We start from the raw sequence: 17233 nt of genomic DNA, 5'->3' as shown, positions 1-17233 counted from the left end.
GCACGGCAGCGGCGGTGTTCGGGGGCAGCGCTCTTACGTGATGCGGTCGGCGGCCTCGGCCAGCAGGCGCCAGGCCTTCAGCACGGCGTGCAGTTCATCCATGGAAAGCTCGCCGAACACGTCCTGGCGCAGGCCGATCAGCTGGTCTTCCAGCTCGCTGACCAGCGCCTGCCCGGCGTCGGTCAGCCACAACAGGTTGGCGCGGCGGTCGCTGGCATCGCTTTCGCGGCGGACCAGGTCGCTGGCGCACAGCTTGTCCAGCAGGCGCACCAGGGAGGGCCCTTCCATGCCCAGCTGCTGGGCCAGTGCCACCTGGCGGATGCCACCGCCGGAGCGTCCGATCATCAGCAGGGGCATGGTGCAGGCGGTGGAGATGCCGTAGCTGCCGAGCCGACTGTCGGCCAGGCGCTGCCACTGCCGCCCTGCGTACAGCAGGCCGGAGCTGAGCTGCATCTGCAGCACGGTGCGCTCGTCGAGGGGTCGGTCCATAAGATATAGATAGGATACTACTAATTTCATTCCTATCAATGGGTTTTTCTGAATGGGTGGGTGTGTTGAGGAAAGCGTTGCGCCTGTTGGCTATCGGTTGGGGTGGCGGAGGGGGGGACGGGGCAGGGCACGCTGCAAGTACGTCCATGTAAGCTCGATCGGCGCATTCATGCGCCTCACGGCCCCGCCCGGCCCTCCGCCACTCACCCCACATCCCCCGAGCGCGGTGGGTTGGCTCTTAGAAGCAAGAGCAGAAGCAGTGCGGACCAACGGTCCGCACCCACCAGGGCGACGGCGCGCTGCTTCCGAAGCCATGAACCCCAGCTTTTGCCCCCGCTTTCGGGCGGTCCGGCCGCGCTCGCAGGAAACTGTCAGGGATGGGGAAGGGCGGCAGGGCAGGACCGTGAGGCGCATGGATGCGCCGACCGAGCCCCCATGGATGGGTTTACGGCGTGTCCTGCTCTGCCGCCCTTCCCCATCCAAGCCGATACCAATCAAGGCGCCGCCAGACCCCCGATGAACCGTCCCAACAGGACGACCCACCCCCCGGTCGGGTACGATGCTCGCCCCCCGTTCGGGACGCTGTACGCAATGAGCAAGAACAACGAAAAGGCCGCCCCGCAGGGCGACGTGACCCAGGACCAGGCCGAGGATGCCGTGCGCACCCTGCTGCGCTGGGCCGGTGAGGACCCGTCCCGCGAAGGCCTGCTGGATACCCCCCGCCGTGTCGCCGAAGCCTATGGCGACTGGTTCAGCGGTTACCGCGACGACCCGCGCGCCTACATGGAGCGGACCTTCGAGGAAGTGGCCGGCTACGACGAACTGATCGTCCTGCGGGACATCGAGTACGAAAGCCACTGCGAGCACCACATGGCGCCGATCATCGGCCGCGTGCACGTCGGCTACCTGCCGGCCGGCAAGGTGGTGGGCATCAGCAAGCTGGCCCGCGTCGTCGAAGCCTACGCCCGCCGTTTCCAGGTGCAGGAAAAGATGACCGCGCAGATCGCCCAGTGCATCCAGGATGTGCTGCAGCCGATCGGTGTCGGCGTGGTCGTCGAAGGCGCCCACGAATGCATGACCACCCGCGGCATCCACAAGCGCGGCGTCAGCATGGTCACCTCCAAGATGCTGGGCAGCTTCCGCGACGACGCGCGCACCCGCGCCGAGTTCCTGCGCTTCATCGAAGTGGGCGGCAAGCGCTGAGCCGCTTGCCCGCACCGCGCCGGCCCCTGGCGGCCGGCATGCCCACGGCTGCCCCCGCGGCAGCCGTGCATGGCGGCTCGTCCCTGTCAGCCCTACAGACTTCTTTCGCTGCATGAAGCATCGCGAACGCATTGCCCGTTACCGCCACCTGCGCGAACAGCCCCAGTGGAAGCTGCTTGCCGCCGACCACGCCCCGGAAATCATCGGCCTGTTGCAGGGCCTGCTGATGGACGGCGAGCGCACGTTGCCTTCGTCGGTGCTCAACGAGCGCCTGCAGCGCGCGCTGGACCAGCTGGCCGGCGATGAACTCTCGCGCGAGCTGCCGCGTACCGCGCAGGCCTACATCGCGCACTGGCTGGCCCAGGGCTGGCTGGAACGCCGTTTGCCCGAAGGCGCCGACCAGGAGCAGTACGAGCTGTCCACCGCCGCACTGCAGGCGATCCGCTTCGCCGACGGCCTCGAGCAGGCCCGCGTAGCCGCCACCGAAAGCCGCCTGGCGCTGGTCATTGAGCAGCTCTCGGCGCTGGCTGCGCAGACCGAAGCCGATCCTGATGCGCGCCTGTCCGCGCTGCACGACGAGCGCGACCGCATCGATGCCGAAATCGCCCGGGTCGGCACTGGCCGCGTGGTTGCGCTGGACGGCAAGCGCGCGCTGGAACGCACCCGCCAGATCATCGGCCTGGCCGACGAGCTGACCGAGGACTTCCGCCGTGTGCGCGATGACTTCGAGCAGCTCAATCGCGATTTCCGCGAACGCATCATCGACGACGAGGGCGAGCGCGGCGACGTGTTGTCGCAGCTGTTCGAAGGCGTGGATGTCATCGGCGAAAGTGACGCCGGGCGCAGTTTCCAGGCGTTCTGGCGCCTGCTCAACGACGCCGAGCAGAGTGCCCAGCTCGATGCCGCGCTGGAAGCGGTGCTGGCGCGTGGCTTTGCGCGCCGCCTGGACCGCAACGAACGCAACTTCCTGCGCAGCTTCACCAGCACCATGCTCGAACGCGGTGGCCAGGTGCACGACGTGCTGCAGAACTTCGCGCGCAGCCTGCGCGGCTTCGTGCAGAGCCGTGGCTACCTGGAACAGCGTCGCCTCAACCAGCTGCTGAAGCAGGCGCAGTCCGAAGCACTGGCTCTGCGCGACGAATTCCCCGCACAGCGTGGCATCGGCCGTGACCTGCAGTTGACCACCAGCCGCCTGCGCTCGTGGTCGCAGTGGAGGCTGCACGATCCGCGCAGTGCCCAGGTCGATGGCAATGTCGAGTACAACGACGCCGCGGCCATCAGCCTGGAAAGCGTCGGTGATCTGGTCGCTTCGTCCGAAATCGATTTCCGTACCCTGCGCCGCGACCTGCACGACCTGCTCGATGCACAGCCGCGGCTCAGCATCGCCCAGGCCCTGTCGCAGCGCGAAGCGCCGCAGGGCCTCGGCAGCGTCATCGGCTACCTGTCGCTGGGCACGCGCTTCGGCAACGTGGTTGCCGGCGAGCAGGAGCTTGCGCAATGGCGTGGTGGCGACGGCCAGATCCGTCGCGCCCGCATCCCGCTGGTTTGGTTCACTCAGGAGAGACGCCATGAGCTGGCATGAAGATCCCATCGACGCACCGCAGGCCGACGTGGCGGAAGACGCCTACGAGGCCGAGCTGGTGGCGGCCGTGGCGCAGCCCCGCCGTGGCAACGACGTGTATTACCTCGGCGATACCGGGCGCCTGCCGCTGGATGCGCGCCGCGCGCTGTGCCAGCTGCTGATCGGCCCCAGCATCGACCAGCTGCGCCACGCCAAACTGTGGCCGGCGCTGATCCGCAGCGAGGCGGCCATCCGCTCGTCGCTGGCGGACCTGTTCCTGGAACTGGTGCTCGATCGTGACAGCGGCGTGGCGTTCACCCGCCAGGCCGATACCGAAGACGTTGATGCGCCGGTGCTGCTGCGCACCTCGCCGCTGACCTTCATCGACTCGGTGCTGCTGCTGTACCTGCGCCAGCAGCTGGCCGAGGCCGATGCGCGCGGCAACCGCGCGGTGGTCGCCGACGCCGAGATGGCCGAAGCGCTGGCCATCTACGAGAAGAACCTGTCCACCGACCGCGCCGGCTTCAACCGCCGCGTCGCCTCGGCAGTGCAGAAGATGAAGGACAACCACATCCTGACCCGCCTCAGCGGCCAGGAAGACCGCCACGAAGTCTCGCCGGCACTGAAGCTGCTGTTCTCCGCCGAAGACGTGTCCCAGCTTTCGGCGGTCTACCGCCAGCTGCGCGAAACCCCGGCCGCCGAGGCCTGAGAGACCCGACCATCGCATGGCTATCTCCAAGCACACCCCCGCCCTGTTCAACGAAGGCCTGCCGGACCCGCGCCTGCAGCAGTTCCGCATGCGCCGTCTGCAGGTGCACAACTGGGGCACCTTCAACGGCCTGACCGAAGTGCCGATCGCCGAGCGCGGCTTCCTGTTCGTCGGCCGTTCCGGCTCGGGCAAGTCGACCCTGCTCGATGCCATGTCCGCGCTGCTGACGCCGCCGGCCATCGTCGACTTCAACGCCGCCGCGCGCGAAGCAGAGCGCAGTGGCCGCGACCGCAACCTGGTGTCCTACGTGCGTGGCGCGTGGGCCGACCAGCAGGACAGCGGCACCGGCGAAATCGCCACCCAGTACCTGCGCAAGGGTGCCACCTGGACCGCGCTGGTGCTGGAATACCGCGCCGGCGATGGCCGCGTGGTCAGCCTCGTGCGTCTGCTGTGGATCTCCGGCAACGGCACCTCGGCCGGCGATGTGCGCAAGCACTACATGATCGCCGAGCGCCCGTTCGACATCGCCAAGGATCTTGGGGGTTTCGACCTGGACCTGCGCAAGCTCAAGCAGAAGCTGTCCGACCTGCACCACTTCGACACCTTCTCCGGCTACGCCGAGCGCTTCCGCGACCTGCTCGGCATCGACAATGAGATGGCGCTGCGCCTGCTGCACAAGACGCAGTCGGCGAAGAACCTGGGCGACCTCAATGTCTTCCTGCGCGACTTCATGCTCGACACGCCGAAGACCTTCGACGCGGCCGAGCGCCTGGTCAGCGATTTCGCCGAGCTCGATGGCGCGCACCAGGCGGTGGTCACCGCGCGCCGCCAGGTGGAAACCCTGCTGCCGGCACGCGCCTACTACAACGATCTGAAGGAAATGCACCGCCAGCGTGGCGACGACGAAGCGCTGAAGCTCGGCGTCGACAGCTTCCGCGAAAGCCGCCGCCAGGCGCTGATCGAAGCACGCCTGCGCGAGATGGACGTGCGTGACCGTGGCCTGCTGGGCGAGGAAGCCCAGCGCCGTGCCGCACTCGACAACCACACCGAGCGCCTGGCCGAGCTGGAACTGCAGCGCCGCCAACAGGGCGGTGAGCGCATCGAGGAACTGGAACGCGAACAGGGCCGTGCCGAAGCCGAGCGCGACCGCCGCCAGGCCAAGCGCGAGCAGGCACGCCAGGCCGCGCAGCAGCTGCAGACGGAACTGCCGGATGACGCCCACGGCTTCGCCGAGCTGGTCGAGCGTGCGCAGAACGAGCTGCAGGACCGCCAGCGTGCATCTTCGGCGCTGGACGACGCGATCAGCGATCGCCTGGGTGGCAAGCGCGATGACGAGCGCCGCTTCGGTGAAGTCCGTGCGGAACTCGAAGCGATGCAGCGCACGCCGTCCAACATCCCGGCGCCGATGCAGAAGCTGCGCGCGCGCCTGGCTGAGGAAACCGGTATCGCCGAGGCGGCGCTGCCGTTCGTCGGCGAGCTGATCCAGGTCCGCTCGGAAGAGCAGGGCTGGCAGGGGGCCATCGAGCGCGTGCTGGGCGGTTTCGCGCTGTCGCTGCTGGTCGATGACAAGCATTACAACGACGTGGCCGAGTGGGTGAACCGTACCCACCTGGGCATGCGCTTCACCTATTACCGCGTGCGCCGCAACGACGATGCGTTCGCCCGCGAGCCGTCGGCGAAGTCGCTGCTGCACAAGCTGGAACTGCGCGAGCATGTGTTCGAAAGCTGGCTGCGGCGCGAACTCGGCAAGCGCTTCGACTACGAATGCGTCGATGCCAAGCAGCTGCGCAACGTCGACCGCGGTATCACCCGCGAAGGCCAGGTCAAGCATCCGGGCGACCGTTTCGAGAAGGACGACCGCAGCGCTGTTGGCGATCGCCGTCGCTGGATCCTCGGCTTCAACAACCACGACAAGGTGGGCGCTTTCGAGCGCGAAGCGCAGGAACTGGCCAAGCGCATCGCCAGCTGCGAGACCGACATCGCGCGCCTGCGCGGCCAGCGTGACCGCGACAACGAACGCCGCCTGGCCTGCCACGAGCTGGTCAGCATCAGCTGGAACGAGATCGACATCGCCGCGCCGCAGCAGCGCCTGAGCGATATCGAAGCGACTCTGCGCGATCTGCGCGAAGGCAACGCCGACCTGGCCAAGCTGGCCAAGCAGATCGACGCGGTGCGCGCCGACATCGAACAGTCGCGCCGCACCTATGAAGACGTCCGCGTCGAGCGTGGCCAGCTGGTCAAGGAACGTGATCGCCTCGACCGCGCACGCCAGCAGAGCCGTGCGCTGGTGCTGCCGAGCCTGGCCCAGAAGCAGGAAGCCGGCCTTGCCGAGCGCCTGCAGGAACAGGGCCCGCTCAGCCTGGAAACGCTGGAAGCGCACATGCGCCAAGTCAGCAACGCGCTGAACGAGCAGCTGTCCTCCTCGCAGCAGGACCTCAACCGCATCGAGAACCAGCTGATCGGCTGCTTCCGCCGCTTCATCCAGCAGTGGCCGGAGGAATCGGGCGACTTCACCGTGTCGGTGGCGTCGGCCGAGGACTTCCTCGCCCGCCTCGAACGCCTGGAGCGCGATGGCCTGCCGCAGCACGAAGAGCGCTTCTTCGACCTGCTGCAGAACCAGAGCAAGAACAACCTGCTGGCGCTGCAGCGCCATAGTGCCGAAGCCCGCAAGTCGATCGGCCAGCGCCTGGACGAAGTGAACGCCAGCCTGGAACAGGTGCCGTTCAACCGTGGCACGTTGCTGACCATCGAACTGAGCGACCGCCGTCTGCCGGAAGTGGGCGAGTTCCACCTGCAGCTGCGCGAGGTGCTGTCGCAGCAGCAGACCGAGCAGCGCGAGCTGGCCGAGTCGCAGTTCACCGTACTGCGCCAGCTGGTCAACCGCCTCGGCTCGCAGGAAGGCGAGGACAAGCGCTGGCGTGAGCTGGTGCTGGACGTGCGCATGCACGTGGAGTTCATCGGCGTCGAGCTGGATGCGGAAACGCGCCAGCAGGTCGAGATCTACCGCAGCGGCGCCGGCAAGTCCGGCGGCCAGCGCCAGAAGCTGGCCACCACCTGCCTCGCCGCCGCGCTGCGCTACCAGTTGGGTGGTGCCGACAGCCAGCTGCCCAGCTATGCCGCCGTCGTGCTCGACGAAGCCTTCGACAAGGCCGACAACGAGTTCACTGCGCTGGCAATGAACATCTTCGACAACTTCGGCTTCCAGATGGTCGTCGCCACACCGCTGAAGTCGGTGATGACGCTGGAACCGTTCATCGGTGGTGCTTGCTTCGTCGAAATCAGCGGCCGCCACGATTCGGGCGTCCTGCTCATCGAGTACGACGAAGAAGGCAAGCGCCTGAAGCTGCCCGAGCGCAGCCGGCAGCAGGCCAACGAACCGGAAGAAGCCGAGGCCTGACTGCCTCGGCCGGCACTCTCCTGTAGAGCCGAGCCATGCTCGGCTGCTCTGCGCGACCGGCAACAGCGGGCCAACCAAGGTTGGCACCTACCAGATCATGTTGCGCCCTTATGCCCCGCGGAACGTATCCCACGCCATCCGTGCGATCAGCACCACCACCAGCCCCACGAACAGCTTGCGGATGAACGGCGTGCCGCCCTTCAGCGCCAGGCGCGTGCCCACCACCGAACCGATGATGTTGGCTGCTGCCATCGGCAGCGCGAACAGCCACAGGATGTTGCCGGTCGGCACGAAGAACGAGATCGCTGCAACATTCGTCGCCAGGTTCACCACCTTCGATGCCGCTGAAGCGCGCAGGAAATCCAGACCGAAGAAGCGCACGAACAGGAAGATCAGGAAGCTGCCGGTGCCCGGCCCGAAGAAGCCGTCGTAGAAGCCGATCGCCGCACCGATCGCCAGCGCGATCGCCAGCTCGCGCCGGCCGATCTCCTGTGGCCGGTGCAGCGCGCCGAAATCCTTCTTCCACAGGGTGTAGGCCAGCATCGCGACCAGCAGGACCAGCACCAGCGGCCGCACCGCATCCTTCGGCAGCAGGCTCACCGCGGTGGCGCCGGCGAAGGAGAAGATGAAGGCCGTGCCGGCCGCGAACAATACCGGCTTCCACGGGAAGCGCACATTGCGCGCATATCGCCAGGCGGCAGCGCCGGTGCCGAACATCGAGCTGAACTTGTTGGTACCGAACAGCATCGCAGGCGTCTGCTGCGGCAGCACCGTGAACAGACCGGGTAGCTGCACCAGCCCACCGCCACCGACGGCGGCATCGACCAGGCCGGCGATGAAGGCGATCACCACCAGCCACCACAACTCAGGGGGAACCAGTTCCAGCACGGCGATCAATCAAAGTGGGGGCGCGACAGCATACGCCTGTCCTGCATCGGCTGACCCACGCCCCGCGTGGATCAATCCGCACAAGCCGGCGACAATGCGCGCATGAGCCGAAACCCTGCCGATCCCTGTCCCTGCGGCCTGCCCGCCGAATACGCCGCCTGCTGTGGTCGTTTCCATGCCGGCGAAGCCGCCCCAGATGCCGAACGCCTGATGCGCTCGCGCTACAGCGCATACGTGCGGGGCCTGGCCGACTACCTGCGCCAGAGCTGGCACCCGGAGACCCGTCCTGCCGAGCTGTCACTCGACGATGCGCCGGGCCAGCGTACGCACTGGCTGGGCCTGACCGTGCACGAACACACGGTCACCGGTGCCGACAGCGCCGAAGTGCGTTTCACCGCACGCTACCGGGTGGGCGGCGGCAGTGCGGTGAAGATGACCGAGCACAGCCGCTTCCTGCGCATCGACGGCCGTTGGTACTACCTCGACGCGGTCTGAGCCTCAGCCGCCGCGTACCGCCAGCACGCGCTGGCCGCCGTGCGCGCGGACCTGGTTGCGGCCCTCGTCCTTGGCCACGTACAGCGCCTGGTCGGCGGCCTTGATCACCGCCACCGGGCGGGGGTCCACGCGGCTGTCGGCCAGCCCGATGCTGACCGTCACCTGCACTACCTGGCCGCTGCCGCCGCGCCCGCGCTGCTGGCGACCGGTCTCGTCGTCGCGGCTGCGCGTACCGCGGTCGCGCAACTGCATGCGGGTGTCCTCGATGCTCTGGCGCAGCGCTTCCACCGCGTCCACGCAGGCCGCCGCCGGCCGGTCGAGGAAAACGACCGCGAACTCCTCGCCGCCGTAGCGGAACGCGCGGCCTCCGTCGCCAACCCGCGCGAGCCGCGAGGCCACCAGTCGCAGTACATCGTCGCCGGTATCGTGGCCGTGGGTGTCGTTGAACGATTTGAAGTGGTCCACATCCACCATCGCGATGCTGTAGGTGCCCCGCGCCCGCTGCAGGGTCTCGTTGAACGCGCGCCGTCCCGGCAGGCCGGTCAGTTCATCGCGGAACGCCATGTGGAATGACTCCTGCAGCATCGCGCCCAGCATCAGCAGCAGCGCGGCACTGCTCAGCGCCGGCAGCAGCACCGGCTTCAGGAACACCCGCGGCAGCATCCACCACAGGCACAGCAGCGCCAGCAGCATCGCCGTGTGCAGCGGGCGAGGGCGCTGCCAGGCCAGCCAGCCCAGGGCCGTGGTGGCGGTCAAGAACAGCAGGGCCGGCAGCTGTGCCAGCGCATTCCAGTCGCTCGGAATCCAGGCGAAGTGCCGGTTCGACAGCAGGTCATGCATGCCCTGCGGCTGCTGCGCGGCCAGCAGGGCGAAGATCGCCAGCAGGGTGCCGCTACCGATCCCGCGCAGCAGCAGGTCCTGGCGCCGCCGGCCACGCTCGGGCCACAGCGCATGCAAGGTAAACAGCAGCGGCAGCCAGGCGGATACCGCATGGAAGCGCAGCGGCGTCAGCGGGCTGATGTAGCCCAGCCGCAGGTAGTGGGCGAGGTCGGGGTGCAGCACCGTGAACACGGCCGCCACCAGCAACAGCATGCACAAGGTGCGCACCTGGTTGTACATCAGCGCCAGCCCCGCACCCAAGCAGGCCAGCAACCAAGGCAGCACGCGCTGGCCGGCTCGGCCGACATCCTCGTCGCCCAGGGTAGCCCACAGCACCAGTGCGACCAGCAGGGCGGGCAGCACGAACAGGTAATGCGCAGGCTGGCGGAGCGGATGATCGGACAAGCGGTAATTCCAGCGCGGTCACTACACGGTCGCAGCACTGCCGTTAGCGGCGTTGGCGCAGGGTTCTTGAATGGGCGCGATGTGAATGCGCTGCCGCCATGCGATGACATCGCGCTCACCCGCGGCAGACGAAGCTGGTGCCCATGGACAGCGCAACCCTCGCCGTCGCTGCCCCGCAGCGTGAACTCGCCAGCCACTTCGCCCATGTGCGTGGACGCAGCCAGCAACTGGCGGCACCGCTCAGCGCCGAAGACGCGATGCTGCAGAGCATGGACGATGCCAGCCCGGCCAAATGGCACCTGGCCCACACCACCTGGTTCTTCGAGCGCTTCGTGCTGGCCAGCGTACGCGGCCACCAGCCGTGGGATCCGGCCTGGGACTTTCTCTTCAACAGTTACTACAAGAGCCTCGGCCCGGCCCATGCCCGCCCACGCCGTGGCCTGCTGTCGCGGCCCTCGCTGCAGCAGGTGCGCGACTATCGCCGGCACGTCGATGAGCAGCTGCTGGCGCGCCTGGCCGACGGCGATCTCGGTGAAGAGGCGCTGCAGCACCTGCAGCTGGGCCTGCAGCACGAACAGCAGCACCAGGAACTGCTGCTGACCGACATCAAGCACGCCCTGTGGTGCAACCCGCTGCAGCCGCCCTATCGCGAAGACCTCGCGGCGGTCACCAGCGTGCACAGCGCACAGGGATGGGTTGCGCGGGAAGAACGCATCGTCAGCGTCGGTGCAGCGCGTTGGCCGCAGCACGCGCCCTTCGCCTACGACAACGAATCACCACCGCACCGCGTGCTGCTGCCTGCACACGCCATCGCCGAGCGCCCGCTCAGCAACGGCGAGTACCGTGCCTTCGTCGATGCCGGCGGCTACCGTGATCCGCGCTGGTGGCTCAGCGAAGGCTGGGCCCTGTGCGAGGCCGAAGGCTGGCAGCACCCACTGTACTGGCACGACGACCTGCAGCACGAGTACACCCTCGGCGGCTGGCGCGCGCTCGATCCACATGCGCCGGTCTGCCACCTCAGCTATTACGAAGCCGACGCCTGCGCGCGTTGGCATGAGGCACGGCTGCCGACCGAATTCGAATGGGAGGCGGCCGCCGCCACGCAGCCGCCCAGCGGGCACTTCGCCGATGACGACGGGCTGCATCCGCATGCAGGGCAGGGCACGGGCCTGCGCCAGCTGTTCGGCGATGTCTGGGAATGGACCTCCAGCGCCTATGGCGCTTACCCCGGCTTCCAGCCCTTCGGCGGCAACCTGGGCGAGTACAACGGCAAATTCATGTGTGGCCAGTGGGTGTTGCGCGGCGGCAGCTGCGCCACCCCGCGTGGCCACGTCCGCAGCAGTTACCGCAACTTCTTTAATCCACCGGCGCGCTGGCAGTTCTCCGGCGTGCGCCTGGCGAGGGATCTTCCATGAGTACCGTGCAGGACGCGCTGCAGGCGCTGACCGACCTCACTCCCGGCCGCCAGCAGATCATGGCCGACGCCGTGGCCGGCCTTTCGTGCGCCACACGCCAGCTGCCGTCCAAGTATTTCTACGACGCGCGCGGGTCGCGCCTGTTCGAGCAGATCACCCACACCCGCGAGTACTACCCCACGCGCACCGAGCTGGCCCTGCTCGACCAGGTGCTGCCGGAGATCGCCAGCGCCGTCGGCGCCCATGCCCACGTGGTCGAACTGGGCAGTGGCAGTGGTCGCAAGACCGCCCTGCTGCTGGCTGCCCTGCACGATCCGGTGGCCTACACCCCCATCGAAATCTCGCGCGCCGCGCTGCTGTCCAGCATCGACCACCTGGCCCCGGCGCTGCCGCAGGTGGAGATGCTGCCGGTCTGCGCCGACTTCACCCGCCCGGTGCAGGTCCCCGAACCGGAACGCCAGGCCGCGCGGCGCCTGTTGTTCTTCCCCGGTTCCACGCTGGGCAACTTCGCCGGCGAAGAGGCCATCGCCCTGCTGCGCGCGATGCGCCAGACCATGGGCGATGACGGCCTGGCGCTGGTCGGCATCGACCTGCACAAGGACCCGGCGCTGATCGAGGCCGCCTACAACGATGCCGATGGCATCACCGCAGCGTTCACCCTCAATCTGCTGGCCCGCCTCAACCGCGAGGTCGGCAGTGATTTTGATCTTGATGGCTTCCGCCACCAGGCCCGCTACAGCACCGCGCGCCTGCGCATCGAAACCGACCTGGTCAGCCAGCGCGAACAGGACGTGCACCTGGACGGTCAGACCTTCCACTTCCAGGCCGGCGAACCGATCCGGGTCGAGTACAGCCACAAGTACACCGATGACAGCTTCAACCACTTGGTGCAGCAGGCCGGGCTGGAAACCATCGCCCACTGGAATGCGTCCGATCCGGCGTACGGCCTGCGCCTGCTGCGCGCCTCGGCTCCGCATCGGTAGCGCCGGGCCGTGGCTGGCGGATGCCAGGCCGTCTGCCCGCGCTAACATGGCCCCAGCACCGGCAACACAGAGGACGCCATGCCCTTGATGACCACGCTCGGCCTGGCCGCCGCGCTGGCCGCGCCGTTGACGGCGCAACCGACACCTGCCGCTGATCCGGCCTTTGCCCGCTGCATGACGCAGCTGCAGGCAACGGCCGCCAGGCAGGGCATTGCCGCGGATCGCTTCGCTGCCATCAGCGCCGGCCTGCAGCCCGACCCCAGCGTGCTGCCGCTGCTGGATGCGCAGCCGGAATTCACCACGCCGATCTGGGATTACCTGGCCGCGCTGGTTGATCGCCCGCGGGTGGACGATGGCCGCGCCATGCTGCAGCAGCATCGCGATCTGTTGCAGCGGGTATCGGCGCAGTACGGAGTCGATCCGGCAACGATCGTCGCCGTATGGGGTGTGGAAAGCGATTATGGCCGCGTGTTCGGCAAGCGTCCGCTGCTGCAGTCGCTGGCCACGCTGTCCTGTGCCGGCCGTCGCCAGCCCTTCTTCCGTGGCGAACTGCTGGCGCTCATCAAGCTGATCGAGCAGGGCGACCTGCAGGCGCAGGGACTCACCGGCTCCTGGGCCGGTGCCTTCGGCCACACCCAGTTCATGCCCAGCACCTATGCGCGCATCGCCGTCGACGGTGATGGCGATGGCCGCCGCGATCTGGTGGCCAGCATTCCCGACGCACTGGCCTCCACCGCCAACTATCTCAAGCGCGCCGGTTGGCGCAGCGGCGAACCGTGGGGCATGGAAGTGCGTATTCCCGAGGGTTTCAGGACGGCGCAGGCCGGGCGCACCCAGCGTCGCGCGCTGGCCGACTGGCGCGCACTGGGCATCACCGGCCTGGATGGCAGCGCCCTCGCACCGCAGGGCCTGCCGGCCGACGCCCGCGCGGCCCTGCTGCTGCCCGCCGGCAACAAAGGCCCGGCGCTGCTGGTGTTCCGCAACTACGATGCGATCTACAGCTACAACGCCGCCGAGAGCTACGCGCTGGCCATCGCCACCCTGGCCGACCGTCTGCGTGGCGGCAACGGCCTGGCGACCGCCTGGCCCACCGATGATCCCGGCCTCGGCCGCGACGAGCGCCGCCAGCTGCAGACCCTGCTGCTGGCCCGTGGCCACGATATCGGCAGCGCCGATGGCATGATCGGCAACGCCAGCCGGCGCGCGATCCAGGTCGAGCAGCGCCGCCTGGGCTGGGCCGAGGCCGATGGCCGCCCCGGCCAGCGCATCCTGCGTGCGCTGCAGGCCGAACCGCGCACGCCGGCCACGCCCACCCGTTTCAGTCTTCCCGCCAACTACAGTGCCGCGCAGTCGCCGGCCTTACGGAGTCGATCCACCGTGCAACAGATCCAGGGTGTCAGCAGCGGCCAGTTCCAGGGACTCGATGCCTGGCTGGTGGAAACCCCCGAGGCCACCGCCGCCATCAGCGTGTTCGGCGGCCAGCTGCTGTCCTACGTGCCCAAGGGCCAGCCCGACGTGATGTGGCTGTCGCCCAAGCGGGCCGAGCTGCCTACGCCCATCCGTGGCGGCAGTCCGGTGTGCTGGCCTTACTTCGGCCGCCAGGGCCAGGGCAATGACGTGCCGGCGCACGGCTTCGTCCGCACCCTGCCGTGGGAACTGCAGCAGGCACGCCGCCTCGACGACGGCAGCATCGAGCTGACCCTGGCGCCGCCGGCGCTGCAGGATCTCGGCCTGCGCCTGACCATGACCGTGCGCGTCGGCCGCGAGCTGCGCCAGCAGCTGGTCACCGAGAACACCGGCAGCGCACCGGCCACCTTCACCCAGGCCCTGCACAACTACTTCCGCGTGGGCGATGCCACCCGTGTGGAAGTGGACGGCGTGGACGGGGTGACCTACCAGGACAAGTACGAGAACTACGCCCAGACCCGCCGCCAGCAGGGGCCGTGGTCGTTGCGCGACCCGCGCGATCCGGGCCGCAGCGACCGCATCTACAGCCCGGCCGGCGGCCGCTACGTGCTGCGCGATCCGGTGCTCAAGCGCCGTATCGAACTGCGTACCGAAGGCAGCCGTGCGCTGGTGGCCTGGAACCCCGGCGCGGAAGCGGCAGCGAAGATGACCGACGTCGGCGACGGCTGGCGTGACTACGTCTGCCTGGAGGCCGCCAACGCCGGTCCGGATATCGTGACCGTGGCCCCGGGCGGTCGCCACGTGCTGGTGCAGGTGCTGTCCAGCCAGCCCCACCCCTGAGCGGGGTCCGGTTACAGACAAGGAGCGATGCATGCAGGAAGCACAGTGGTTCTACGCCAACAGCAGCCAGCGCGAGGGGCCGGTCGACCTGGCCGGCCTGCGGCAGCTGCAGGCCGAGGGCAGGGTAGGGGCCGCCACCCTGCTCTGGTGCGAGGGCATGCCGAGCTGGCGCCCGCTGGCCGAACTCGAGGCGTCAACCCAGACGGCCGACGTCGCAGCCCCTTCGGTTGTCGTCGACCGTGGGATCGATGACCCCTACCGCGCGCCCGACACGGCGTCGGCGCTGCTGGCCGGCTCCGCGCAGGACAGCCAGCCATTGCAAGGCGAGATGGCGCTGTACGCCGCGGTGGTCGGCCGCAACTTCGCCCTGTACCGGCGGCGCTGGCGGCTGGACCAGGGCCTGCCCAGCGCGTCCGGCACCTGGCATTGGCCCGCGTTCCTGTTCGGCCTGCCGTGGATGATGTACCGGCGCATGTACCGGGTGGCGATGCTGTGGATCGCCGTGCTGGTGGTCAGCAGCGTGGCCGAAGCCCTGCTCGACGTGCCGCAGGCCTTCTCGTCCATCTCAAGCCTGGCGCTGGGCGTTACCGCCGGCGTGTTCGCCAATCACTGGTACCTGCGGCACTGCCAGCGCCAGATCGCCCAGGCCCGCGCGCTGAAGGGGAACGACCCGGTCGCGCTCCAACAGGAACTGGCCCGGCGCGGCGACGTCAGCTGGCTGGGCCTGGTGCTCAGCCTTGTTGCAGTGCTGGCATTGCTGGTGGGCCTGGCGTTCCTGCCGACGTCCTATTGAGCCTGCACCCTTGGGCGCAGCACCAGCAGGCACAGCGAGCCGGCCACCAGGCCCCAGAAGGCCGAACCGATGCCGGCCAGTGACACGCCGGAGGCGGTGACGAGGAAGGTGACCAGCGCGGCCTCGCGGTCGCGTTCCACGGCCAGTGCGCTGGCCAGGCTGTTGCCGATGGTGCCGAACAGGGCGATGCCGGCCACGCAGGCGACCAGTTCCTTGGGGAAGGCGGCGAACAGCGCCGCCACCGTTGCGCCGAACAGGCCGATCAGGATGTAGAAGGCGCCGGCGGCCATCGCCGCGGTGTAGCGGCGCGCGGGATCCTCATGGGCATCGCGGCCCATGCAGATCGCCGCAGTGATCGCCGCCAGGTTCAGTGCATAGGCGCCGAAGGGCGCCAACACGGTATTGACCACGCCGATCCAGCCGATCACCGGCGAGATGGGCGCGCTGTAACCAGAGGCGCGCATCACCGCCACCCCTGGGATGTTCTGCGAGGCCATGGTCACCACGAACAGGGGCAGGGCGATGCCGGCCACCGCCCGCCACGACAGTGAGGGCGTGACCCAATGCGGGGTGGCCAGCTGCAGATGCAGGTCCTGCGCATGCAGCAGGCCACGGCTGGCGGCGATGATGATGCCGACCAGCAGGGTGGCGATCACCGCATAGCGCGGGAACAGGCGTCGTCCGGCCAGCCAGGTGGCGAACATCGCCAGGGCGAGAACGACCTGGGTGTTCATCGCCACGAACACATCCAGGCCGAAGCGCAGCAGCACGCCGGCCAGCATGCCTGCCGCCAGCGCCATCGGCACCCGCTGCATCAGCCGGGCGAAGACGCCCGAGAAGCCGGCAATCATGCCCAGCACCGCGGCGAGCAGGAATGCACCCGTGGCCTCGGACAGCGAGGCGCCACCGGCACCCACCACGAGCATTGCCGCACCCGGGGTCGACCAGGCGGTGACCACGGGCACCCGGTAGCGCAGCGAGAGACCAATACAGGTGACGCCCATGCCCAGGCCGAGCGCCCACATCCACGAAGCGATCTGCGCCTGGTCAGCACCCACGGCCTGTGAGGCCTGGAACACGATCACCGCCGAACTGGCGAAGCCCACCAGCACGGTGATGAAGCCGGCCACGATTGCCGGCATCGAAAGATCGCGCCACCACGTGCGCCGCACCTGCATGTTCATTGCTCGCTCTCCACTGTGCATCCCTGCATTGTGCATCCCTGTATTGATAGGGGTTGCGGCGTTGACCGCGCAACGCGCGGGCAACGCCGCAGTGATCTTCGAGCGCACGTCATGCGTGATGTTGCGGTGCTTCTGTCATCAGCATGCAAAAAAGCGCTTGACGAAATCTGCAGGATCTCTAGAATTCGCTCCCTTGCTGCAGCGCATCGCTTCTTCGGAAACGGCACGCGAACAGTGACGCCACCACCGACGAACGAGATGATCGAACGAAGGTGTTGACGGACTCGAAAAGTCCGGCATAATAGGCGGCTCGCAACGACGAAAGGCCCTCGGGCCCAGCGACGAAGCGGCATCGGCAACAACGTCCACTCCGGTGAGACGGCCTTGAAAAAAGGTGTTGACGAAGCGGAAAAGCCGGCTATAATGGGCGGCTCGCTACGAAGGAAACTTCGCAGCACACGGGAACGGCGCTGAGGCCACTTCCCAGGATCTTTGAAAGTATGCGCAGGTATCTTGTGAAGGCGCCTGCAGGAAGGATGATTGTCCATCTTGCAGACGTTTGATCAAGCAACTATTAATTGTTTT

At 68.0% G+C, this 17233-nt stretch carries 13 protein-coding genes; 9 read left to right on the top strand and 4 right to left on the bottom strand.

Features of this window, described 5'->3' with window-relative positions:
• Positions 1–33: 33 nt before the first annotated feature.
• Positions 34–489 (bottom strand): MarR family transcriptional regulator, encoded by a 456-nt coding sequence (locus QP512_RS20150; RefSeq protein ID WP_008265191.1) that lies wholly within the window; start codon positions 487–489, stop codon positions 34–36.
• A gap of 591 nt (positions 490–1080) precedes the next feature.
• On the opposite strand from QP512_RS20150, the gene folE reads away from it, so the two are divergent.
• From folE to QP512_RS20130, 4 genes are all read left to right on the top strand, one after another.
• Positions 1081–1692, top strand: a complete 612-nt coding sequence (folE, locus tag QP512_RS20145; protein ID WP_004141296.1) for a GTP cyclohydrolase I FolE — start codon at positions 1081–1083, stop codon at positions 1690–1692.
• A gap of 112 nt (positions 1693–1804) precedes the next feature.
• Positions 1805–3274, top strand: coding sequence for a DUF3375 domain-containing protein (locus QP512_RS20140; RefSeq protein WP_010487509.1), 1470 nt, complete (start codon positions 1805–1807; stop codon positions 3272–3274).
• Positions 3261–3962, top strand: a complete 702-nt coding sequence (locus QP512_RS20135; RefSeq protein WP_286070419.1) for a DUF4194 domain-containing protein — start codon at positions 3261–3263, stop codon at positions 3960–3962. The genes QP512_RS20140 and QP512_RS20135 overlap by 14 nt, the downstream gene beginning before the upstream one ends.
• Positions 3963–3978: 16 nt before the next feature.
• Positions 3979–7359 (top strand): SbcC/MukB-like Walker B domain-containing protein, encoded by a 3381-nt coding sequence (locus tag QP512_RS20130; RefSeq protein WP_286070418.1) that lies wholly within the window; start codon positions 3979–3981, stop codon positions 7357–7359.
• A 108-nt stretch (positions 7360–7467) separates the two neighbouring features.
• On the opposite strand, the gene QP512_RS20125 is transcribed toward QP512_RS20130, so the two are convergent.
• Complete coding sequence (locus QP512_RS20125; RefSeq protein ID WP_286070417.1) at positions 7468–8247, bottom strand: sulfite exporter TauE/SafE family protein; 780 nt, start codon at positions 8245–8247, stop codon at positions 7468–7470.
• Positions 8248–8349: 102 nt separating this feature from the next.
• Between QP512_RS20125 and QP512_RS20120 the strand changes: the two genes are divergently transcribed.
• Positions 8350–8742: a YchJ family protein gene (locus QP512_RS20120; protein ID WP_286070416.1), complete on the top strand. Its 393-nt coding sequence runs from the start codon at positions 8350–8352 to the stop codon at positions 8740–8742.
• A gap of 3 nt (positions 8743–8745) precedes the next feature.
• On the opposite strand, the gene QP512_RS20115 is transcribed toward QP512_RS20120, so the two are convergent.
• Positions 8746–10026: a GGDEF domain-containing protein gene (locus QP512_RS20115; protein ID WP_286070415.1), complete on the bottom strand. Its 1281-nt coding sequence runs from the start codon at positions 10024–10026 to the stop codon at positions 8746–8748.
• A 143-nt stretch (positions 10027–10169) separates the two neighbouring features.
• Here QP512_RS20115 and egtB point away from each other — a divergent pair, with 143 nt between their 5' ends.
• From egtB to QP512_RS20095, 4 genes are all read left to right on the top strand, one after another.
• A complete protein-coding gene (gene egtB, locus QP512_RS20110) occupies positions 10170–11441 on the top strand; it encodes an ergothioneine biosynthesis protein EgtB (protein WP_286070414.1) in 1272 nt (423 codons plus the stop codon).
• Positions 11438–12424, top strand: a complete 987-nt coding sequence (gene egtD / locus QP512_RS20105) for an L-histidine N(alpha)-methyltransferase (RefSeq protein WP_286070413.1) — start codon at positions 11438–11440, stop codon at positions 12422–12424. The genes egtB and egtD overlap by 4 nt, the downstream gene beginning before the upstream one ends.
• Positions 12425–12511: 87 nt before the next feature.
• Positions 12512–14671 carry a lytic murein transglycosylase gene (locus tag QP512_RS20100; protein ID WP_286072075.1) on the top strand — a complete coding sequence of 720 codons (2160 nt, stop codon included), beginning with the start codon at positions 12512–12514 and terminating at the stop codon, positions 14669–14671.
• 31 nt (positions 14672–14702) lie between these two features.
• The gene (locus QP512_RS20095) at positions 14703–15464 is read left to right on the top strand and encodes a GYF domain-containing protein (RefSeq protein ID WP_286070412.1); all 762 of its coding nucleotides are present in this window, start codon (positions 14703–14705) and stop codon (positions 15462–15464) included.
• Here the strand turns inward: QP512_RS20095 and QP512_RS20090 are convergent.
• Positions 15458–16648: a benzoate/H(+) symporter BenE family transporter gene (locus QP512_RS20090; protein ID WP_286070411.1), complete on the bottom strand. Its 1191-nt coding sequence runs from the start codon at positions 16646–16648 to the stop codon at positions 15458–15460. The two genes, QP512_RS20095 and QP512_RS20090, sit on opposite strands and share 7 nt — an antisense overlap.
• Positions 16649–17233: the final 585 nt, after the last annotated feature.

The sequence above is a fragment of the Stenotrophomonas sp. 57 genome (assembly GCF_030291075.1).
Taxonomy (GTDB): domain Bacteria; phylum Pseudomonadota; class Gammaproteobacteria; order Xanthomonadales; family Xanthomonadaceae; genus Stenotrophomonas.
This window is presented reverse-complemented; position numbering and strand designations above follow the sequence as displayed.